This window comes from Micromonospora sp. CA-263727, from assembly GCF_050942455.1.
In the GTDB taxonomy this organism is placed as follows: Bacteria; Actinomycetota; Actinomycetes; order Mycobacteriales; family Micromonosporaceae; genus Micromonospora.
Genome location: NZ_CP192031.1, coordinates 6,366,466 through 6,386,606, shown reverse-complemented (window position 1 = coordinate 6,386,606; position 20,141 = coordinate 6,366,466). Strand labels below are relative to the sequence as shown.

At 72.9% G+C, this 20,141-nt stretch carries 17 protein-coding genes; 13 read left to right on the top strand and 4 right to left on the bottom strand.

The genetic code is table 11. The features are described from left to right. Positions 1-38 precede the first annotated feature (38 nt). Positions 39-1,676, bottom strand: coding sequence for an ABC-F family ATP-binding cassette domain-containing protein (locus ACQPYA_RS28020; RefSeq protein WP_433530013.1), 1,638 nt, complete (start codon positions 1,674-1,676; stop codon positions 39-41). Between the two features lie 124 nt (positions 1,677-1,800). Between ACQPYA_RS28020 and ACQPYA_RS28015 the strand changes: the two genes are divergently transcribed. The 3 genes from ACQPYA_RS28015 (at position 1,801) to ACQPYA_RS28005 (ending at position 3,488) form a co-directional block, all read left to right on the top strand. Next, positions 1,801-2,553 carry an ROK family protein gene (locus ACQPYA_RS28015; protein ID WP_433530012.1) on the top strand — a complete coding sequence of 251 codons (753 nt, stop codon included), beginning with the start codon at positions 1,801-1,803 and terminating at the stop codon, positions 2,551-2,553. A gap of 176 nt (positions 2,554-2,729) precedes the next feature. Then, positions 2,730-3,098: a tetratricopeptide repeat protein gene (locus ACQPYA_RS28010; protein ID WP_433530011.1), complete on the top strand. Its 369-nt coding sequence runs from the start codon at positions 2,730-2,732 to the stop codon at positions 3,096-3,098. Positions 3,099-3,233: 135 nt separating this feature from the next. Beyond that, positions 3,234-3,488 carry a Smr/MutS family protein gene (locus ACQPYA_RS28005; protein WP_013736060.1) on the top strand — a complete coding sequence of 85 codons (255 nt, stop codon included), beginning with the start codon at positions 3,234-3,236 and terminating at the stop codon, positions 3,486-3,488. A 4-nt stretch (positions 3,489-3,492) separates the two neighbouring features. Here the strand turns inward: ACQPYA_RS28005 and ACQPYA_RS28000 are convergent, their stop codons facing one another. Further along, positions 3,493-3,672, bottom strand: coding sequence for a hypothetical protein (locus ACQPYA_RS28000; protein ID WP_433530010.1), 180 nt, complete (start codon positions 3,670-3,672; stop codon positions 3,493-3,495). A gap of 371 nt (positions 3,673-4,043) precedes the next feature. Between ACQPYA_RS28000 and ACQPYA_RS27995 the strand changes: the two genes are divergently transcribed. After that, positions 4,044-4,742, top strand: coding sequence for a hypothetical protein (locus tag ACQPYA_RS27995; RefSeq protein ID WP_433530009.1), 699 nt, complete (start codon positions 4,044-4,046; stop codon positions 4,740-4,742). A gap of 13 nt (positions 4,743-4,755) precedes the next feature. Then, complete coding sequence (locus ACQPYA_RS27990; RefSeq protein ID WP_433530008.1) at positions 4,756-5,697, top strand: threonine/serine dehydratase; 942 nt, start codon at positions 4,756-4,758, stop codon at positions 5,695-5,697. Here ACQPYA_RS27990 and ACQPYA_RS27985 read toward each other — a convergent pair. Beyond that, complete coding sequence (locus ACQPYA_RS27985) at positions 5,691-7,829, bottom strand: tetratricopeptide repeat protein (RefSeq protein ID WP_433530007.1); 2,139 nt, start codon at positions 7,827-7,829, stop codon at positions 5,691-5,693. The genes ACQPYA_RS27990 and ACQPYA_RS27985 overlap by 7 nt on opposite strands. A gap of 225 nt (positions 7,830-8,054) precedes the next feature. Here ACQPYA_RS27985 and ACQPYA_RS27980 point away from each other — a divergent pair, with 225 nt between their 5' ends. Next, complete coding sequence (locus tag ACQPYA_RS27980) at positions 8,055-8,636, top strand: hypothetical protein (RefSeq protein WP_433530006.1); 582 nt, start codon at positions 8,055-8,057, stop codon at positions 8,634-8,636. 32 nt (positions 8,637-8,668) lie between these two features. Here the strand turns inward: ACQPYA_RS27980 and ACQPYA_RS27975 are convergent, their stop codons facing one another. Continuing rightward, a complete protein-coding gene (locus ACQPYA_RS27975; RefSeq protein ID WP_433530005.1) occupies positions 8,669-11,047 on the bottom strand; it encodes a M28 family peptidase in 2,379 nt (792 codons plus the stop codon). Between the two features lie 200 nt (positions 11,048-11,247). Here ACQPYA_RS27975 and ACQPYA_RS27970 point away from each other — a divergent pair, with 200 nt between their 5' ends. The 7 genes from ACQPYA_RS27970 (at position 11,248) to ACQPYA_RS27940 (ending at position 20,135) form a co-directional block, all read left to right on the top strand. Continuing rightward, on the top strand, positions 11,248-12,453 hold the full coding sequence (locus ACQPYA_RS27970) for a PP2C family protein-serine/threonine phosphatase (RefSeq protein ID WP_433530004.1): 1,206 nt from the start codon (positions 11,248-11,250) through the stop codon (positions 12,451-12,453). Then, positions 12,450-14,249, top strand: coding sequence for a sensor histidine kinase (locus ACQPYA_RS27965; RefSeq protein ID WP_433530003.1), 1,800 nt, complete (start codon positions 12,450-12,452; stop codon positions 14,247-14,249). The genes ACQPYA_RS27970 and ACQPYA_RS27965 overlap by 4 nt, the downstream gene beginning before the upstream one ends. Then, entirely contained in the window at positions 14,246-14,698 is a 453-nt protein-coding gene (locus ACQPYA_RS27960) for a response regulator (protein ID WP_433530002.1), read from the top strand. The genes ACQPYA_RS27965 and ACQPYA_RS27960 overlap by 4 nt, the downstream gene beginning before the upstream one ends. Further along, entirely contained in the window at positions 14,691-15,497 is an 807-nt protein-coding gene (locus tag ACQPYA_RS27955) for an inositol monophosphatase family protein (RefSeq protein WP_433530001.1), read from the top strand. The genes ACQPYA_RS27960 and ACQPYA_RS27955 overlap by 8 nt, the downstream gene beginning before the upstream one ends. 205 nt (positions 15,498-15,702) lie before the next feature. After that, entirely contained in the window at positions 15,703-16,707 is a 1,005-nt protein-coding gene (locus ACQPYA_RS27950) for a coiled-coil domain-containing protein (RefSeq protein WP_433533655.1), read from the top strand. 36 nt (positions 16,708-16,743) lie between these two features. Beyond that, positions 16,744-18,297, top strand: a complete 1,554-nt coding sequence (locus ACQPYA_RS27945; RefSeq protein WP_433530000.1) for a fused MFS/spermidine synthase — start codon at positions 16,744-16,746, stop codon at positions 18,295-18,297. A 71-nt stretch (positions 18,298-18,368) separates the two neighbouring features. Continuing rightward, positions 18,369-20,135, top strand: coding sequence for a serine/threonine-protein kinase (locus ACQPYA_RS27940; protein WP_433529999.1), 1,767 nt, complete (start codon positions 18,369-18,371; stop codon positions 20,133-20,135). Positions 20,136-20,141: the final 6 nt, after the last annotated feature.

Genomic DNA, 20,141 nt, shown 5'->3' with positions numbered 1-20,141 from the left:
GCAGGCCGGAAAGGAAAGCGGCGCGACAACCGCCGGGATCAGGACTCGACGATCCGGCCGGCGTCCACCCGTAGCCGCCGGTCGACGTGCACCGCGTCCAGCATCCGCCGGTCGTGGGTCACCAGCAGCAGGGTGCCCGGATAGCTGGCCAGCGCCGACTCCAGCTGCTCGATGGCCGGCAGATCCAGGTGGTTGGTCGGCTCGTCCAGCACCAACAGGTTCACCCCACGCCCCTGCAGCAGCGCCAGCGCGGCCCGGGTCCGCTCACCCGGAGACAGCGTCGCGGCCGGCCGCAGCACGTGCTGCGCGCGCAGGCCGAACTTGGCCAGCAGCGTCCGCGCGTCCGCCGGCGACAGCTCCGGTACGGCGGCCCGGAAGGCGTCCAGCAGTGGTACGTCCCCGAGGAACAACCCGCGGGCCTGGTCCACCTCGCCAACCACCACCCCGGGACCGAGCGCCGTCTGGCCGGCGTCCAGCGGCAGCCGGCCGAGCAGGGCGGCCAGCAGAGTCGACTTGCCCGAACCGTTCGCCCCGGTCACCGCCACCCGGTCGGCCCAGTCGATCTGGAGGTTCACCGGGCCGAGAGTGAAGTCGCCACGGCGTACCACGGCGTTGCGGAGGGTGGCCACGACGGTGCCGGCGCGGGGCGCGGCGGCGATCTCCATCCGCAGTTCCCACTCCTTGCGTGGCTCCTCGACCACCTCCAGCCGCTCGATCAGCCGCTCGGTCTGCCGGGCCTTCGCCGCCTGCTTCTCGGTCGACTCGGAGCGGAACTTGCGGCCCACCTTGTCGTTGTCGGTGGCCTTGCGCCGGGCGTTGCGGACGCCCTTCTCCATCCAGGCCCGCTGCGTCCGGGCCCGCGCCTCCAATCCGGCCTTGGTGTCGGCGTACTCCTCGAAGTCGGCGCGCGCCTGGCGGCGCGCCACCTCCCGCTCCTCCAGGTACGCGCCGTAGCCGCCGCCGAACTGGTTGACCTGCTGCTGGTGCAGGTCCAGCTCCAGCACCCGGGTCACCGTGCGGGCCAGGAACTCCCGGTCGTGGCTGACCAGCACCGTGCCGGCCCGCAGCCCGGTGACGAAGCGTTCCAGCCGGTCCAGGCCGGCCAGATCCAGGTCGTTGGTGGGCTCGTCGAGCAGGAAGACGTCGTACCGGCTGAGCAACAGCGAGGCCAGCCCGGCCCGGGCCGCCTGGCCACCGGAGAGCCCGGTCATCTCCTGGTCGAGATCGACGGCGAGGCCCAGCTCGGCGGCCACCTCCTCGGCCCGCTCGTCCAGATCCGCCCCGCCCAGCCCGAGCCAGCTCTCCAGCGCGGTGGCGTAGGCGTCGTCCGCGCCGGCCGCGCCCGCGGTCAGGGCCACGGTGGCCGCGTCGAGGGCGGCCTGCGCGCCGGCCACGCCGGTGCGCCGGGCCAGGAACGCCCGGATCGTCTCGCCGGGGCGCCGGTCCGGCTCCTGTGGCAGGTGCCCGACGCTCGCGCCGGGCGGGCTGACCGTGACGCTGCCCGCCTCGACCGGGAGCAACCCGGCGAGGGTACGCAGCAGCGTCGACTTGCCCGCCCCGTTCACCCCGACCAGGCCGACCACGTCTCCGGGGGCGACCACCAGGTCCAGCCCGGCGAACAGGGTCCGGTCCCCATGCCCGGCGGCGAGGTCCTTGGCGATCATCGTGGCGCTCACAAGCAGCCGAGCCTACCCGTCGGTGTCCGGTCGGGCCGCTCGTTATCGCCGCCCCGGGCCCCTGGCGGAGTGGTTGGTGCGGCCCGCCATGCCCGGAGCCGGGACACGAGGCAGACTCACGGTCGTGCTGACGACTCTGGCGATTGACTGTGGGGGCGGCGGGATCAAGGCGTCCGTCCTCGACGCCGCGGGCACGATGCGGGTCCGACCGCTGCGGGTACCCACTCCGTATCCCCTGCCGCCGGACCTCTTCGTCCAGACCCTGCTCGACCTCGGCGGCCGGCTGCCGGCGGCGGACCGGATGACGGTGGGGATGCCCGGCATGATCCGGCACGGTGTGGTGGTGGCCACCCCGCACTACGTGACCCGCTCGGGCCCGCGCAGCCGGGTCGATCCGGCGTTGCTCGCCCAGTGGTCCGGATTCGACGCCCGCAGCGCCCTCGCCGCGGCCTTCGGGCGGCCGGCACTGGTGCTCAACGACGCCGAGGTGCACGGTGCCGGGGTGGTCGCGGGCACCGGCTGCGAGCTGGTGCTGACCCTCGGCACCGGGCTGGGCAGCGCGCTCTTCGACGGCGGGGTGCTCGCCCCACACCTGGAGCTGTCGCACGCCCCGGTGCGCTGGGGCACCACCTACGACACCTACGTCGGCGAACCGGAACGTCGACGGCTGGGCGACGCCTTCTGGTCCCGCCGGATCCGGCAGGTGGTGGAGGGGCTGCGCCCGGTCTTCCGCTGGGACCGGCTCTACCTCGGCGGCGGCAACTCCCGCCTGATCCGCCCCGAGCAACTCGCCCGGATGGGCGACGACGTGGTGGTCGTCCCCAACAGCGCCGGCATAGTAGGCGGCGTCCGCGCCTGGTCCCTCGCCACCGTGTAAGGAAGGGCACCTTATTAACGCCTCAGGTAGAGGAAGGGCCCCCTATTAACAGCCCTGCCGCAGGGCGAGCGGGGGCGGCGGCGGGGGTGGCGGGAAACAGCGCCCGGGAACAGTCGCGGTACGGCCGGCGTTGTGCCAGCGTCGGAGCAGTGGCACGACACGGAGGGGATGGCGGAATGGATCTTCTGGCCGAGTACCGGCGGGCGAACCTGTTCTTCGAATCCGGGGACCCGAGCGGCGCGGCCCGGCTGCTCGAACCGATCGTCGCGGCCGAGCCCGACAATGCCGCGGTCCGGCAGCTGCTGGCCCGGGCGTACTTCCAGTCGGCCCAGCTCACCCGGGCCGAGGAGCAGCTGCGGGAACTGGTCGACCGCAACCCCAGCGACCACTACGCACACCATGTGCTGGGCCGTACGCTGGAGCGGCTGAACCGGTACACCGACGCCCTGCGCCACCTGCGCATCGCGGCGGCCATGCACTCCGCCAACGACGACTACACGTCCGCCCTGCGCCGGGTCGAGAGCAGGGTCGGCGGCGGTCGCTGAGGCGGTGTTGGTGACAAGCGACGTGACATGCCGCGAGAGGGCAGCCCTGACCAGCTGCCCTCTCGCCGTCTCCGGAGCCGCCAGTCGGCGTGCCTACGATGGCGGCATGGGAGCCGACCGGACGGTGGACGCGGCATGAAGCTGAAGCTCGACCTGCACGACATCTTCAACAAGGGCCACGACATCGACCGGGCGCTGCGCGGGATCATGGATGAGGCGGTGGCGAAGAAGGCCACCCTGGTCGAGATCATCCCCGGCAAGGGCTCCGGTCAGCTCAAGAAGCGGGTGCTGCGCTTTCTGGACCAGAAGGACGTCAAGCAGCTCTACCACCGCGTCGAGAAGGACTCCAAGAACTTCGGTCGTCTCTTCGTCCACTTCCGCTGGAAGTGAGAAGTCACTGCCCGGCCGACTCGCCTCCGGCGCTGCCGCCGACCGAACGCCGCGACCAGCACTGTGGTCGCCGAAGTGCGATGTCGAGCGCATGGCGGTCGCTGGCCAGCATTTCCTCGGCTATCCGTCGTGCCAGTTCGAGGCGGTCAACGGAATCGTTGACGTTCGTGGGGCCGCCGGTCATGTCGCACTCCTCGGGTGTACGCCCTGATCCCGTCCGCCATTCGTGACGGTCGCGGTCCCTTTCGCGATCACATGGCGGTCGTGGATCTGTCACGTCTGGCGATGGTATCGGTACGTCACAGCATTCGTCCGGAACTGTTCAAGATCGTGCACTCGGCGCGACATGACCGCACGATGATGGCGTCCGTGGCCGGGGCTCGGTACATTTGCTCAGGGTCAGCCCGTATTCACTGTCCGGATGCGAGCTGCGTTTCTCTTCCGGGGGGCGCCGTGGTCAAGACGGATAAGCCGGACCCGCCGCCCGGCATCCGTGTGGCGGACCGATTCCGCCGAGCGGATATCGTCGATCTCGCTGCCGGCGGGGTGGCCGCAGTGCGCGTACCCGGGCTGTTGACGCCCGAAGAGTGCCAGGCGTTGCTGATGGCCCTGGCGGCGGTGCCGATGGACCACTACGACCGGGCGCGGGTCTTCCCGGTCGTGGCCAAGTTCGGGCCGGCGGTGAACGACCACCGCCGGGCGGGCGTCCTCGATCCGGCCTACTGGGAGGCGGCCCGCGCGGCGGAGAAGGCGTGGTCACGCCTGGGTGTGCCGGCGAGCCCTCGGAAGGTCTGCCTGGCCGCCTTCCAAGATGACTGGCCCGAGGTCCGGCCGGCCCGTCGGGGCTTCGAGGAACTGCACGTCGGGGTCGTGCGCGAGATCAACGGTGGGCTCCAGGTGCACGTCGACGACGTGTCCCGGGAGTACCGGGACAACCTCGTCGGGCTGGCCCTGACCGCACAATTCGCCTTCAACGTCTACCTGACCGTGCCGCCGAGCGGCGGCGAAACGGTTGTCTGGCAGCGACGGTGGCTGCCCGGAGACGATGCCACGGGCATCCCGGGCGGGTACGGCTACGACGAGGTGGTGACCGCCGGGGCCAGCCAGGTCGTGGTACGTCCCGCCGTGGGCGAGGGGCTCCTCTTCGACCCCCGCAACTATCACACCGTCCGGCGCGCGCACGGCGGCCGGCGGGTGTCGATCGGCTGCTTCGTCGGTCTGGACGCCGACGACCAAATGATCCTCTGGTCCTGAGGGAGTCCCGCAGATGGTTGACCGGAACGACGTCGAGGCGGCGGCGAAGCTCGTCGGGGAGCGGGTACGGCGTACGCCGGTGATCACCGTGCGAGGCAGGGATCTCGGCCTGCCGGGCGAGCTGAGCCTGAAGTTGGAGCTGCACCAGCACACCGGCTCCTTCAAGCCGCGAGGCGCGTTCAACCGGCTGCTTCAGGGCGCGCTGCCCGGGGCCGGCGTGCTGGCGGCCTCCGGTGGCAATCACGGGCTGGCGGTCGCCTACGCGGCGCGGGAGCTGGGCGTGCCCGCCGAGATATTCGTGCCGGTCACCGCCTCGCCGGTGAAGGTGCAGCGGCTGTCCAGGCTGGGCGCCCAGGTGCGGCAGGTGGGCGAGCACTACGCGGACGCGCTGGAGGCCAGCTCCCGCCGGGCCGAGGAGACCGGCGCGCTCGTGGTGCACGCGTACGACCAGCCCGAGGTGGTGGCGGGGCAGGGCACCCTCGCCCGGGAGTTGGAGCAGCAGTTGGACCGGATCGACACGGTCCTGGTGGCGGTGGGTGGTGGCGGGCTGATCGGCGGCATCGCCACCTGGTTCGACGGCGGGCCGCGGGTCGTCGCGGTCGAGCCGGCGCGGATACCCACGCTGCACGCCGGCCTGGCCGCCGGGCGTCCGGTGGACATCGAGGTCGGTGGCATCGCGGCCGACTCGTTGGGTGCCCGGCGCATCGGCGGACTCGCCTTCGACGTGGCCACCCGGACCGGCGTGCGGTCCGTGCTGGTGGGCGACGACGACCTGATCAGGGCCCGGCAGCTGCTCTGGTCGGAGCTGCGTGTCGCGGCCGAACTCGGTGGGGCCACCGCGCTGGCGGCGCTGTTGACCGGCGCGTACGTGCCGCAGTCGGGGGAGCGGGTGGTCGTGGTGGTTTGTGGCGGGAACACCGATCCGAGTGATCTGGGCCCACCGCGCGCTCACTGAGGGGCGGTCGTGCGGAGCTTGTGCAGCACCTGCTCCACCTGGACGGTCTTGTCGTGGGCGTCCCCGAGCAGCCGGCGTAGATCGGCGAGCAGGCCCTCGTAGGCGGCCAGCGCCTCGTCTATCTCGCCCTGTAGCAGGTGCAGGGCGGCCAGGTCCCGCCGGATGTCCAGAACCTCGCTGCGGTCGGTGTAGCGGGGCTCCACCGTCGCCAGGGTGTCGCGCAGTTCCTGCTCCGCCTCCGCCAACCGGCCCTGCTCCTGCATGCAGCGGGCGAGGGTGTGCCGGGCGACCCAGGTCTCGGGGTGGTTGTGGGGCCAGCGGCGGTACCGGATCTCAAGGATCGTGAGCAGCATCTGCTCGGCCTCCGCCGCCCGGCCCTGCGAGAAGATCGTGCTGGCCAGGCTGTGTCGGACCACCATCGTGTCGGAGTGCTCGGGACCGCGGACCTGGTCCTCCGCCGACAGGATCTGCCGCAACTCGGCCTCGGCCTCCGGCCAGCGGCGTTGCGCCATGATCGCTCGTGCGAGCTTGTGCCGACTGGCCAGGGTGTTGGCGTCGTCCGGGCCGAGTACGCGGGTGCGGTCGGCGATGACCACGTGCAGTACCCGCTCGGCCATTTCCGGTTGGTCCCGTTCGAGCCAGGTCCGACCCAACTCGTGACGCAGCGCGAGGATCTCCGGACTGGCCGGCTCGTGGTCGTACGTCCCGCAGTCCCGCACGATCGGATCGAGGATGTCGAAGGCGGACGCCGGAAGGCCGACCGCGATCAGGTAACGGGCGATGAGTCGGGTCAGTTCCAGGGCGGTCCGGACCACCTCCCGGTCGTGCTTCTGCTCCCGTGGTAGCAGGTATTCGCGGACCGCGGCGACCAGGTGCGGAACCAGGACGTCCCAGTTGGGCCAGGCCGCGGAGTCGTCCGGATCCTGCCCGGTGGTCGCGGCGAGCAGCAGTTGCATGATCAGACGGTGGTACCCGCCGTCGTCGGTCGGCTGGCCCGGGTGATCTCGGAAGGTCGCGTGGACCAGCGGGTGCAGGGAGAGCACACCGGCGAAGGCGGGCACCGCCACGTCGGGGCGGACGTCGAAGTCCGCAAGGGCCAGGTCGCCCAGGCCCTCCAGCAGCCTGTTGCGCTGCTGGACGGTGAGCCCGCGGAACAGTGGGGACGAACTCAGCACGGCCGGCTTGAGGACCGCCAGGTAGGGCACGGGCGAGGCGTCGAGTCGGGCCAGGACGCCCAGTAGGGGGCGGCACTGGCTCAGTCCACGGCGGACCAGCAGGTCAAGTGACAGGTCGTTGACCTCGCGGACGATCTCCAGCCCGAGCGACTCGTCAAGGTCACCGCCGGTCTGGCCGAGTGGCGCGGAGACCTGACGCCGCAATGCGGCCCGGTAGCCGGCGAACGTGGTCACGGTGGTGGAACCATGCCGGACCCGGTCGGTGTTCACCGAGCCCAGCAGGGTGCCGGCGGCCCGCAGCGCGAGGGGTAGGCCGCCGAGGTCCCGGGCCAGATCCTCGGCGTCGGAGACGCTGCCGGCCGCGGTGCCGGCGCGATCCATCAGCACCTGGGCCGCCGACCGCACGTCCAGCGGCCGGACCGCGTGCAGGGTGGACCAGTTGCCCCAGGTGCTGCGATTGCCGTCGCGGGTGGTGACCAGGACGGTGCCATGGTCCGTGTCGGGCCGGCGGAGCCAACCGGTGCCGTCCACGAGCGTGCCGCCGGTCGGCCCCAGGCTCGCCGGCTCGTCGACGCCGTCGAAGACGAGCAGCCATGGTTGCTCCGTCTCGTTGAGGAATCTCCAGACCAGGTCGGTGGCGCTGATCAACCCGGCCCAGGCCTGGCCGACCTGGCTCTCCGAGGCGCCCAGCCGGCTGACCACCTCGCGCATGCCGGAGTTGAGGCGGGTGGCCTGGACCCACCAGACGGTGCGCCCGGTCTGCTTCATGCGGCGGGCGATCTCCAGCGCCAGGTGGCTCTTGCCGGACCCGCCCATGCCCCACAGGACGTGCACCGCGCTGCGTGGCCCGGCAGCCGGCGTGAGAATGGCATCGATCAGGTCCTGCCGGCCGTGCAGGGTGCTGTCGATCCGGCCGAACGGCGGGTCCACCGACACCCGGCTCGGGCGGTCGTACATGGGAAGGTGTGCCGGAGCGAGCGGATCCTCGGGCGGAATTACCGCATGCAATGCGCTCCCCCTTCGGTGCCGAATTCGCCGGAATGGTACGGCGGACGACGGGATATCGACTTCGGGGTGGTGTCGGGATGCCAGTCGCTGCCTCGTTGCTCAGGATATCGATCCGGTCTGCGGTGCCCAAATCCGATCCCTCTGTTCGGACGGCGCGAACTTGCGGGATTCCCATTGAAAGAAATTGTCGCTGTGAACGACCGGAGGCGATCGAAGCGCGATCGAAGCGCGACCGAAGCCGCACTTGTCCGTGCCGACGACCATGTGGCTATGGGCTGGTCGAATTTTCAGAGCGTGATCGATTGGGGCACCGTGCCGGACTGGTTCGGTGCCGTCGGCTCGGTGGGGAGCGTGCTCTTCGTGTATGTGGGACTGCGCCGGGAGATCAGGGCGCGTCGGGCCGACGAGCAGAGAGCGCGGGCGAGTCATGCCCGGCTGGTCTCGGCGGTTGTCGAGAAGCGTGGAAGTTCCATCGTGCGGGTGGTCATTTCCAACGAAAGTGACGCGCCCGTGCTGGATGTCTCCGTAATGCCCAAATTGACATGGCACACGATCGGTCAACCCGACGTCGCCGTTTCCGGAACGGCTCGATTCGTGCCCCGGATCCACGGACGGTCCAGCCACGAGGTGTTCATCGACCTCGGCGCCGAGCATCGGCTGGAGACCGCCGACCAGGTCGCCGTGGAGCTGACCTTCACGGATCATGATGGCAACCGCTGGCGGCGCGACGGTGCCGGCCAACCCCAGGACGCCTGACCGCCCGGGAGCCCGCCGGGCCCGGCGGCGAGCTACAGGGGGTAGGTGCGGGCCACGGCGAGCATTTCGGAGGTGTGGGAGCCGGCGATGCCGACGCCGGGTGGGCGGGGCCGGAAGCCGGGCACGTCTTCCAGGCCGTCGCTGGCGTCCATCGCCCGCAGCCGGACCTGCCCGTCGCGCGGCGTGACCGTCAGGGTGATCTCGACTCCCTCGGCTGGCGGGGCGTGGAAGACCACGCCGAAACCCCACCGGCCGGCACGCTGCTCCACCGGCACCGGCCGGCCCGCGACCTCGGCGCGCCGCACCTCGGCGGTGGACGTGTCGACGTGCAGGGTGACCAGGCGTACCTGGCGTTGCGGGGTGAGCCGCAGCCGCAGGGTGCGCTCGCCGGCCGTGGTGGTGTCGGCCAGCACGTCGAGTCGGGGGGCGGGCAGGGTGGCGGCCTGCGCCGGGCCGCCGAGCAGGTCGCCACCGCCGAGGCCGGGGAAGTCGTCGGCGACGGAGACCGGCCCGTCGACGTATCCGTCGGTCCAGGGCTGTGGCGCGGACTCGTGGCTGAGCCAGCGGGCCTGGCCGGTGCCGGCGTCCAGCGCGTACATCAGGTGGGTGGGCGTGGGGTGTGCGGCGTCGAACCGGTCGACGGCGAGCCCGACCCCGGCGAACACCACCGCCGCCAGCGCGGCGGCGCCGGCCGGCAGCGCGCCGAGCCGGCGGGCCCGCAGCGCCACCAGCCCCCGCTGGCCGCCGGCCTCCGGGTGCAGCAGGTCCACCACCGGCAGCGCGGCGAGGCCGAGCAGCACCGCGAAGAGGGCGGCGACGCCGCCCATCTCCATGCCCAGCGCCGGGAAGAGCAGCACCACGGTCGGCAGCAGGACGACCACCGCCACCGCGGCACCGACGGTCACCGCGATGACCGGTACCGGACCGTCGACGCGGGTGGCCACCGCCAGCAGGCCGGCGAGGACGCCGGCCAGCGCCGGCACGGTCGCCAGGTACGCCCCGCCGGGGGCCAGGACGGCGAGCAGGACGCCGAGCAGCGCCAGCCAGCCCAGCCCGCCGATGGCCAGCGCGGCCGGGCCGACCCGGCGGCGGGTCAGCGCGTACCAGGCGAACAGGACCGCGGCGGCGAGCGCCAGCACGGCCGACCGGTACCAGATCGGCCGGTACGGGTCGAGCAGCTCGGCGTAGCCCGGCCGGACGGCGGTGACCGCCGCCCAGAGCAACTGGGCGCCGACCGGCGCGACCACGATCGGCACCAGGGCCAGCCCGAACCCGGCGGCCAGCCGGCCGACGGTGACCCGCCCCCGCCGCCGGGCCAGCCAGCCGAGCGCCAGCACACCGGCCAGTGCCAGCAGCGCCAACGGCAGCACCAGCCAGCCCGGGTAGCGGGCCAGTCCGCCGGGGACCGGGAAGTAGGTGGCGTCGTGGCCCGAGCGCAGGGCGCCCAGGTCGATCCGGCCGAACTCGCGGGCGAGGCCCAGCGCGTTGTCGCCGTGGTGCTGGAGGCTGGCCCGGTCGATCGAGGCCGGGGTGTCCAGCGGGGTGTGGTAGATCGCGCCGCCGTCGAGGTACGCCGAGTTCAGCCCCACGAACCCGTGGTCCAGGAAGGCGGTGAAGTCGGTGTCGTTGGGCAGCGCGCGGTAGACCTCCACCGCGAACGAGGTGCCCACCGGGTGCGGCGCGGCGCGGCCGAAGACGTCGACCAGGGCGGCGTTCCGCGGCGAGGTCTCGAACATGATCACCGGGCCGGTACGGCCGCGCGCCTCCAGGTTGAGCACCACTCCCTTGCCGGCGGCCAGCGGATGGTCGGCGGCGAACGCGGAAGCTCCGCAGAGGCACGCCTCCTCGGCATCGGTGAGCACCAGGACGACGTCGTTGCGGGGGCGGGGGCCGCTGGTCAGCGCACGGGCCACCTCCAGGATGGTGGCGACCCCCGCGCCGTCGTCGTTGCCGCCGGGGCCGGTCTGCACCGCGTCGTAGTGGGCGACCAGGAACACCGTGCCGGTGGGCCCGGTGCCGGGCAGCCGGGCGATCACGTTGCGGACCCGGGCCAGGGTGGCCCCGCCGGCCGCGCCGCTGAGCTGGCCGGCCTCCTCGGCGACGGTGTCCTGCACCTCGGTCTCCAACCCGAGGCCGCGCAGGACGGTCTCCAGGTGGGCGCGGACCGCGTCGTTGGCCGGGCTGCCGGCGACGTGCGTCCGGCCGGCGACGACCGGCAGATGGGTGTACGCGCGGCCGGCGCTGAACTCCTCGGCCGGCGCGTCGGCCGGCACCGGCGCCGGTGGGCGGAGGCCGGAGAGAACGCCCGCGCCGACGGCGAGGAGCGCGACGAGCGCTGCCAACGCGGCGAGCGGGCGGCGGGCGGGCCGGGCGAAGACGCGGCCGGCGGCGGGGCTGGGGGGTGCGCCCACGGTGGCTCCTCGGGGGTGGGACCTGGGGTGCACATCATCCTCCATGCCGCCCCGGGGCGCTCCGGTGTGTTGTGTGCGAACGTTGTCTAATACAGGATCAGCAGGGCACTCGGAAGGAGCCCGACATCACCAGCGATCTCCCGCCCGTCGCGGCGGCGACCCGGCCGCACCGGGGGACCGGTACAACCGGTCCCTCCGTCGTGTCGTGGCCGTACCCGCAGGGAGGTCTGGGCAGCAATCCGAACCTGCCGCCCGGCGAGCGGCTGCGGGTGCTGCTGGTCGAGGACGACGAGGGCGACGCGTTCCTCGTCGGTGAGCTGCTGGCCGAGACGAACTCGGCGATCGAGCTGCTGGTCGCCACCAGCCTGAGCGAGGCCCGCCAGCGGATCGCCGGCGTGGACTGCGTCCTGCTCGACCTCGGCCTGCCCGACGCGCAGGGGCTGGACGGCCTGCGGCGGGTGCTGGAGATGTCCGGCAGCGCGGCGGTCTGCGTGCTGACCGGCCGCTCCGACGAGCACCTGGGCACCGTCGCGGTCGCCGAGGGGGCGCAGGACTACCTGGTCAAGGGCCAGGTGGACGGGGTGCTGCTGACCCGGGCGCTGCGCTACGCGGTGGAGCGCAAGCGGGCCGACGAGAACGCCCGCCGGCTGCGCGAGGTGGAGCTGCGGCAGGCCGAGTCGGCGCGGTTGGAACGCGGCCTGTTGCCCCAGCCGCTGATGTCGACCGACCAGATCGCGGTGCACACCTTCTACCGGCCGGGCCGGCACGCCGCCCTGATCGGCGGGGACTTCTTCGACGTGGTGCAGACCCGTCCCGACCGGGTCGACCTGATCGTCGGCGACGTCTGCGGGCACGGGGTGGACGAGGCGGCGCTCGGCGTCGAGCTGCGGGTGGCCTGGCGGGCGTTGATCCTCGCCGGGGTGCCGGACGACGAGGTGCTGCCCGCGCTCGAACAGGTGCTGATGAGCGAGCGCCGACTCCAGGAGATCTTCGCGACCGTCGCGACGGTCCGGCTGGACCTCGCCGCCAACCGGGCGACGGTCCGGCTGGCCGGCCATCCGCCGCCGGTGCTGCTCGCCGGGGGCCGGGTGACGCCGGTGCCGGCGCCGGGTGGCCTGCTGCTGGGCGTACGCCCACGCCGGCCGGTCGCCTTCGACCTGCAATTCGACACCGACGACTGGTCCCTGCTGATGTACACCGACGGCCTGATCGAGGGCCGGGTGGGCGAGGGCGACGAGCGCCTCGACGTACCCGGCCTGACCGCGCTGCTCGCCGAGCCGGCCAGCCGGACGGTCCCGCTGCCCGAGCTGCCGCCGTGGCTGGTCGGGCGGGCCGAGCAGCTCAACGGCGGACCGTTCGCCGACGACGTGGCGATGCTGCTGGTCACCCGGGGTGGCGGCCGATGAGCATCCGGGCCGGCACGTGGACCCTGCGGCGCCGGGTGCTGGTGCTGCTCGGCATGGTCGGCGCGATGCTGCTCAGCGTCGCGGGGGCCGAGGCGTACGTCGCCACCAAGAACCGCGAGTACACCGACGTGCTGCTGACGCGGGTCGGGCCGCTGCGGGTGCAGGGCCAGGAGATGCTCAACGCCCTGCTCGACCAGGAAACCGGGGTCCGCGGGTTCGCGGTGACCGCCGACCCCGAAGACCTCACCCCGTACGAGCAGGGCCTGGCGCAGGAGCGGGCGACCGCGGCGCAGATCCGGGAACTGGCCACCAGCTATCCCGGCATCGAGGCGGACCTGCTGGTGGTCGAGCGGCAGGCGGACGAGTGGCGGCGGACCGTCGCCCAGCCGGTCATCGACACCACCAACACGGGTGGCACCGCCGCGGCTCAGGCGCTCCTGAACGACGACAGCCGGCAGCGTTTCGACGAGCTGCGCAACGCGGTCGCCGCGCTCCAGGACGAGATCTTCGCCGCCCGGGAGGAGACCGCCCGGGACGTGGAGCGGACCGGCAACCTTCTGGTCGTACTCCTCATCGTCGCCGCCCTGGTGGTCGCCCTGGCCGCCATCGCGCTGCTGCTCTCGCTGGACCGGATGGTGCTGCGCCCACTGACCAACCTGGCCGGGCAGGTCCGGCTGGTCGCCACCGGCGACTACCGTCACCACATCGCCGGCAGCGGGCCGCCGGAGTTCCGGCAACTCGGCGATGACGTCGATGCGATGCGCCAGAAGATCGCGGCGGACCTCTCCGAGGTGCGCGAGGCCCGGGAGCGGATCGAGTGGGTCAACACGCAGTTGCAGAAGCAGGCCGAGGAGCTGACCCGGTCCAACCGTGACCTGGAGCAGTTCGCCTACGTCGCCTCGCACGACCTGCAGGAGCCGCTGCGCAAGGTGGCCAGCTTCTGCCAGCTGTTGCAGCGGCGGTACGCGGGCCGGCTCGACGAGCGGGCCGACCAGTACATCGCGTTCGCGGTGGACGGTGCGCAGCGGATGCAGCGTTTGATCAACGACCTGCTGGCCTTCTCCCGGATCGGTCGGCTCACCACCGGCTTCACCGACGTCGACCTGAACCGCCTGATGGAGGACGTGGCCGCCCAGACCGAGCCGGCCCGGCAGTACGCTGACGCCGAGCTGACCTGGGGTGAGCTGCCGGTGATCCGTGGCGAGGAGCCGCTGCTGACCAATCTGCTGGTCAACCTGATCAGCAACTCGGTCAAGTTCCGCCGGCCCGACGTGTCGCCGGCGGTGCACGTCTCGGCCCGGCTGGTCGGCGCGGAGTGGGAGATCACCTGCCAGGACAACGGCATCGGGATCGAGCCGGAGTTCGCCGACAAGATCTTCGTGATCTTCCAGCGGCTGCACGCCAAGGACGCGTACCCGGGCACCGGGATCGGGCTGGCGATCGTCAAGAAGATCGTGGAATACCACGGCGGCCGGGTCTGGGTGGAAACCGATGTCCCCGAGGGCGCGGCGATCCGGTTCACGCTGCCCGCGCTGCCGGCCGACGTCGAGGCCGAGCAGGCCGACGCCGGAGCCGGCGCAGCGCCGTCCGCCGGTGACGGTACGGTCGGTGGGGAGGCCGCTGGCCAGCCGGCGGAACGGCCCTCGGCCGACGCGGGCGGGACGGCACCCGCCGACGTGCCGCGCCCCGGCGATGTGCCGGAGCGCGGCGATGCGACGGAGCGCGGCGATGCGACGGAGCGCGGCGGCGCGTCGGACAGTGGCGGAACAGGTGGCGTGAAGGAGGCGGTGGGATGACCGCGCCGGCGGACGGCAACAGCCCGATCGAGGTGCTGCTGGTCGAGGACGACCCGGGTGACGTGCTGATGACCCGGGAGGCGTTCGAGGAGCACAAGCTGCGCAACCGGCTGAACGTCGTCTCCGACGGCGCCGAGGCGCTGGCCTACCTGCGCCGCGAGGGCCAGTACGCCGACGCGGTACTGCCCGACCTGATCCTGCTCGACCTGAACCTGCCCCGCCGGGACGGCCGGGAGGTGCTGAAGGAGATCAAGAAGGACGAGCAGCTCTGCCGGATCCCGGTGGTGGTGCTGACCACCTCGGCGGCCGACCAGGACATCCTGCGTAGCTACCAGCTGCACGCCAACGCCTACGTGACCAAGCCGGTCGACTTCGAGCGGTTCATCGCGGTGGTCCGGCAGATCGACGAGTTCTTCGTCAGCGTGGTGAAGCTGCCGCCGCGTGGCTGACACCCTGCTCGACGACGTCGCCGGGCTGTTGCGGGAGACCGCTGACCGAGTCGTACTGCCGTTGTTCCGTCACCTCGGCGCGGCCGACGTGACCGAAAAGGCCCCCGGTGAGCTGGTCACCGTCGCCGATCGCCGGGCCGAGGAGATGATCACCGCCGGGTTGCGCCGGCTGCGGCCGGGCTCGGTCGTGGTCGGTGAGGAGGCGGTGGCGGACGACCCCGGCCTGCTGGGTCAGGTGCGGTCCGCGGGCGACGTCTGGCTGGTCGACCCGATCGACGGCACCGCCAACTTCGCCGCGGGCCGGTGCCCGTTCGTGCTGATGGTCTCCCTGATCACCGACGGCGAACCGGTCGCCGGCTGGGTGCTCGACCCGCTGGCCGGGACGCTGGCCACCGCGCGCAGCGGTGCCGGGACGTACCTGGACGGACGCCCGCTGCGGCTGCCCACCGCGCCGCCGGTCGGCGCGTTGCGGGGTGCCGCGATGACCAGGTTCCTCCCGGAGCCCATCCGGCGCAGGGTCGAGGCGGGCGGCGCGCGGATCGGCGAGTTGCTGCCGGGCCAGCACTGCGCCGGCCGCGAGTACCTCGACCTGCTCACCGGTCGGCAGCAGTTCGTGCTCTTCTGGCGCACCCTGCCCTGGGACCACGGCCCGGGCACCTTCCTGGTCCGGGCCGCGGGCGGGGTGGCCCGCCGGTTCGACGGCACCGACTACCACCCCACCGGCACCGACCACGGTCTCCTGGTGGCCGTCGACGACCAGATCTGGACCGAGGTCCACGCCGCCCTCCTCGCCAGCTGACCCCGGAGGGTGGGGGCGGGGTTGCGGTGGGTCGATAGTTGGCGGGGCGCCGGGGTCGGGGGGCTGGTGGTGGGGGGTGGGTCCGGTATCCTGACCGGCGGTCTTCGCCAGCAGGCCGCCGACCGGCGCCGGCGAGGGCCGCCGCCGCGCAGTGATCTCACCGGGGGCCGGCGGCCGACGGAAGGATGCTTTCGTGCGCAGGTCCATGCCTATCTGGCGGCGTGCTCATCGGCCGCTGATCACCCTGCTCGCCGCCGTGGCGCTGCTGGTCGGGGTCGGTGCCGTGCCGGCGTACGCCGAGCCCAACGAGGGGGGCAGCAAGAAGCTGCGGGACGCCCTGGAGGCCACCGCCAAGGCGCACATCGAGGCCAAGCGCAAGCTCGACGGATCCAAGCGCAAGCAGAAGCAGCTGGCGACCGAGCTGGCCGACGTGGAGGGCCGGCTGGTCGAGCTGAACGTCCAGGTCGGTGAGGTGGCGGCGCAGTCCTACCGGGTCGGCCGGCTGAGCGCGGCGGCCGTGCTGCTGGACAGCGCCAGCCCGGAGGCGTTCGTGCAGCGGGCCGCCAGCCTCGACATGATGGCCCAGCGGGACGGACGCCGGGTACGCGAGCTGTCCGAGGCGCGCGAGGAGGCCCGGCAGGCCAAGCTCGCGATCAACGCCGAGGTGCGCGAGCAGACCAAGCAGCTCGCCGTGATGGCGAAGAAGAAGAAAGAGGCCGAGTCGGCCCTGGCGGCGGTCAGCTCGGGCAGCAGCGGCGGCTTCAGCGGCGGCAGCTCCACGTCGGCGAAGCCGGCCCCGCGCAACTCCGACGGCTCCTGGCCGAGCGAGTCCTGTTCGGTGAACGACCCGACCACCTCCGGCTGCATCACGCCGCGCACCCTGCACGCGCTCCAGCAGACCCAGGCCGCCGGCTACAAGCGGCACGTCTCCTGCTACCGCAGCGGCGGCTCGGGTGAGCACCCCAAGGGCCGGGCCTGCGACTTCGCCGCCGCCACCAACGGGTTCGAGAACCGGTCGGCCACCGGCGGGGACAAGTCGTACGGGGACAGCCTGGCGGCCTGGCACGTCCGCAACGCCGACCGGCTCGGCGTGCTCTACGTGATCTGGTACCGGCAGATCTGGCACCCGGGCACCGGGTGGCGGGCGTACGGCGGCAGCGGCAGCCCCGCCGCCGACCACACGAACCATGTTCATCTCTCGATGTACTGACCCGTGCCCCGCCGGTCGCTGCGTACCATCGCCACGGTGAACTCTCGATCGCCGGACCTCGCGGTCCCGTCCGCGCCCTCCGAACCGACGGCGCCGCGGGCCCTGCCCAACGGGCTCGCCGCGTTCCTGGTCTTCTACTCCAGCGGTGCCGTCCTGGTCCTGGAGACCGCCGCGTTGCGCCTGGTCGGGCCGTACGTGGGGGTCACCCTCCAGGTGACCAGCTCGGTCATCGGCATCGCGCTGGCCGCCATCGCGTACGGGGCGTGGGCCGGCGGCTGGCTGGCCGACCGGCGTAACCCGCGCACCCTGCTGGCGCCGGCGCTGGTGCTCTCCGGCATCGCCACCGCGATCACCCTGCCCGCGGTGCGGTACGCCGGCGAGGTGCTGCGCGGCGGTGCGGTCAGCGGCGTGCTGCTGCTGGTCGCGGTGGCCGTCTTCGCGCCCGCGATGCTGCTCTCCGCGGTCAGCCCGCTGGTGGTCAAGCTCCAGCTCGCCGATCTGCGGCGGACCGGTCAGGTGGTCGGCCGGCTCTCCGGCATCGGCACGCTGGGCGCCGTCACGGCCACCCTGGTCACCGGCTTCGTGCTGGTGGCCGCCCTGCCCAGCACGGTCATCCTGTTCGGGCTGGCCGCCTCGCTCGGCATCACCGGGATCGCGCTCGGCGTGTACCTGCACCGGCAGGACAAGGCGGCGCTGCCCGGCCCGGCCCGGCTCAAGGCCGCCCTGGCGGTGCTCGGCCTGGCCGGGGCCGGGCTGACCATGGTCGCGCCGAACCCGTGCGACGTCGAGACGGCCTACCACTGCGCCCGGGTCGAGGCCGACCCCGGCCGGGCCAGCGGGCGGACGCTGCTGCTCAACTCGGCCCAGCACTCGTACGTGGACCTGGCCGATCCGACCCACCTGGAGTACGCGTACACCCGGTGGATCGGGGCGGTGGCCGACGTGGTCGCCCCCTCGGGCCAGCGGCTCGACGCGCTGCACCTGGGCGGGGGCGGGTTCACCGTGCCGCGCTACCTGACCGCCACCCGGCCCGGCACCGACAACCTGGTCTTCGAGATCGACGGCGGGCTGGTCGAGTTGGGCGAGCGGCGGCTCGGCGTACGCCAGGGGCCGGACCTGCGGGCGGTGGTGGGCGACGCCCGGCTGCTGGTGGCCGCGGAGCCGACCGGCAGCCGTGACCTGGTGGTCGGCGACGCCTTCGGGCACCTGGTGGTGCCCTGGCACCTGGCCACCCGGGAGATGGCCGCGGAGATCCGGCGGGTCACCCGGCCCACCGGGGTGTACGTGCAGAACGTCATCGACTACCCGCCGCTGCGGTTCATCCGCAGCGAGGTGGCGACCGTCGCCGCCGAGTTCCGGCACGTCGCGCTGGTCGCGCCGCCGGAGGCGCTGGCCGGTGAACGGGGCGCCAATTTCGTCATCATGGCCTCCGACTCGCCGCTGCCGCTGGCGGCGGTGCGGGCCCGGCTGGACGCCGGCAACGAGCCGGTCAGCCTCCTCTCCGGCGGTGATCTGGCGGACTTCGTCGGTGACGCGATGGTGCTGACCGACGACTACGCCCCGGTGGACCAACTGCTCGCGACCGCCTGATCGGGTGATATCGCCGACCGAATCCGCCCAGAAAGGTGTAGCCGGGTTCGCGTCGGGCAACAACGCCGACCATGGGTGGCGGGACAGGCAGGGGCGCGCAGCTGCTCGGTGAGCGGTACCGGCTCATCGAGCAACTCGGCGCGGGCGGGATGTCGGTGGTCTGGCGCGGCTACGACGAGGTGCTCGGCCGCCAGGTGGCGGTCAAGGTGCTCGCGTCGCGGCTGGCCAGCGACCGGGCGTTCCGGCACCGGATCCGGATCGAGGCCCAGGCCGCCGCCCGACTCTGCCACCCCAACATCACCAACGTGTACGACTACGGCGAGTCCGAGCAGGCCGGGCTGGCCGTGCCGTACGTGGTGATGGAGCTGATCGACGGCGGCCCGCTCACCGCGCGGCTCGGCCGCGACCGCCGCCTGCCCTGGCGGGAGGCGGTGACGGTGGCCGCGGAGGTCGCCTCCGCGCTGGCCACCGCGCACGCCCGCGGTGTGGTGCACCGGGACGTCACACCCGGCAACGTGATGCTCACCGCCACCGGGGTGAAGATGGTCGACTTCGGCATCTCGGCGCTGGTCGGGGAGAGCGAGAAGGGTCCGGACGGCACCCTGCTCGGCACCCCGGCCTACCTCGCGCCGGAACGGCTCGACGACGGCCAGGTCAGCCCGGCCACCGACGTCTACGCGGTCGGGCTGCTGCTGTACCGGATGCTCACCGGCCGGCTGCCCTGGCAGGCCGAGACCACCACGCAGATGCTGCGGGCGCACATGTACCGCAAGCCCGAGCCGATGCCGCCGGTGCCGGACCTGCCCGACCTGGTCGCCGACCTGGTCCACCGTTGCCTGGCGAAGCGGCCGACGGACCGGCCGGCCTCCGCCGAGCTGGCCCGGACCCTCGGCGAGGCGGCCGGAAAGGCGCCGATCGTGCCGGTGCCCGCCGCCGACCGCGAGGCCGACCCGATGCTGCTGGCCGGTGCCGGGACCACGATCCTGCCCTGGTCGGCGGCGACCGGCGCGCTGCCCTTCGTCGGCCTGCGCACCCGCCGCACGCTGGACCGTCGCCGTCGGGTCGAGTCGGTGTTGGCCGCCGCCGCGCTGATGGCGGTGACGGTGACGGTCTGGGGCGTCACCTCGTACCGCCCGGCCAGCGGGGGCATCGACCGGCCGACCCAGGCCCGGATGGGTGGCGAGCAGCGGATTCCCTGCCAGGTCGCGTACGCGCTGCGCAAGGACTCCGGCAAGGACTTCACCGCCGAGTTGAGCCTGACCAACACCGGCGACCGGGAGCTGCGTGACTGGACCATGCGGTTCGCCTTCCCCAGCCAGCAGCAGGTGACCGGGGCGAAACCCGCGTCGGTACGCCAGCAGGGGCGGGCGGTCGCCGTGCAGGCCGCCCCGAAACGGCCGGCGTTGGCGCCGGGCGCCACCGAGAAGGTGACCCTGACCGGGACGTACACCGGGGTAAATCCGCTCCCGGTGGAGTTCCGGATCGGTGACGCGCTCTGCGGGGTGCAGGTCTCCGGCATCGCCGGCACCGCCCCGAGCCCGAAGCCGACGCCCGCCAAGTCGGTCAAGGCCGCGGCCGGGTCCGGCGGCGCCGGTGGCACCAAGGCCAAGCCGGCCTCCGCCAAAGCCAAGCCAGCCTCCGCCAAGGCCAAGCCAGCCTCCAAGGCGAAGCCGGAGGGCGCCAAGGCGAAGTCGGAGGGGCCCAAGGCGAAGCCGGACGGCGCCAAGGCGAAGTCGGAGGGGGCCGCAGCCAAGCCGGGGAAGGAGACGGGGGCCGGGAAGGAGGCCGAGCCGGGCAAGGAGCAGCCGAAGCCGGCGAGCCCCGGCGAGGGCGGATAGGCCGAA

Coding starts and splice junctions, on each gene's coding strand:
- ACQPYA_RS28010 (WP_433530011.1), top strand. CDS start 2,730: ATGGATCTTCTGGCCGAGTACCGGCGGGCGAACCTGTTCTTCGAATCC.
- ACQPYA_RS28000 (WP_433530010.1), bottom strand. CDS start 3,672: ATGACCGGCGGCCCCACGAACGTCAACGATTCCGTTGACCGCCTCGAA.
- ACQPYA_RS27950 (WP_433533655.1), top strand. CDS start 15,703: ATGCCTATCTGGCGGCGTGCTCATCGGCCGCTGATCACCCTGCTCGCC.
- ACQPYA_RS27940 (WP_433529999.1), top strand. CDS start 18,369: ATGGGTGGCGGGACAGGCAGGGGCGCGCAGCTGCTCGGTGAGCGGTAC.
- ACQPYA_RS27965 (WP_433530003.1), top strand. CDS start 12,450: ATGAGCATCCGGGCCGGCACGTGGACCCTGCGGCGCCGGGTGCTGGTG.
- ACQPYA_RS27960 (WP_433530002.1), top strand. CDS start 14,246: ATGACCGCGCCGGCGGACGGCAACAGCCCGATCGAGGTGCTGCTGGTC.
- ACQPYA_RS27985 (WP_433530007.1), bottom strand. CDS start 7,829: ATGTACGACCGCCCGAGCCGGGTGTCGGTGGACCCGCCGTTCGGCCGG.
- ACQPYA_RS27990 (WP_433530008.1), top strand. CDS start 4,756: ATGGTTGACCGGAACGACGTCGAGGCGGCGGCGAAGCTCGTCGGGGAG.
- ACQPYA_RS28005 (WP_013736060.1), top strand. CDS start 3,234: ATGAAGCTGAAGCTCGACCTGCACGACATCTTCAACAAGGGCCACGAC.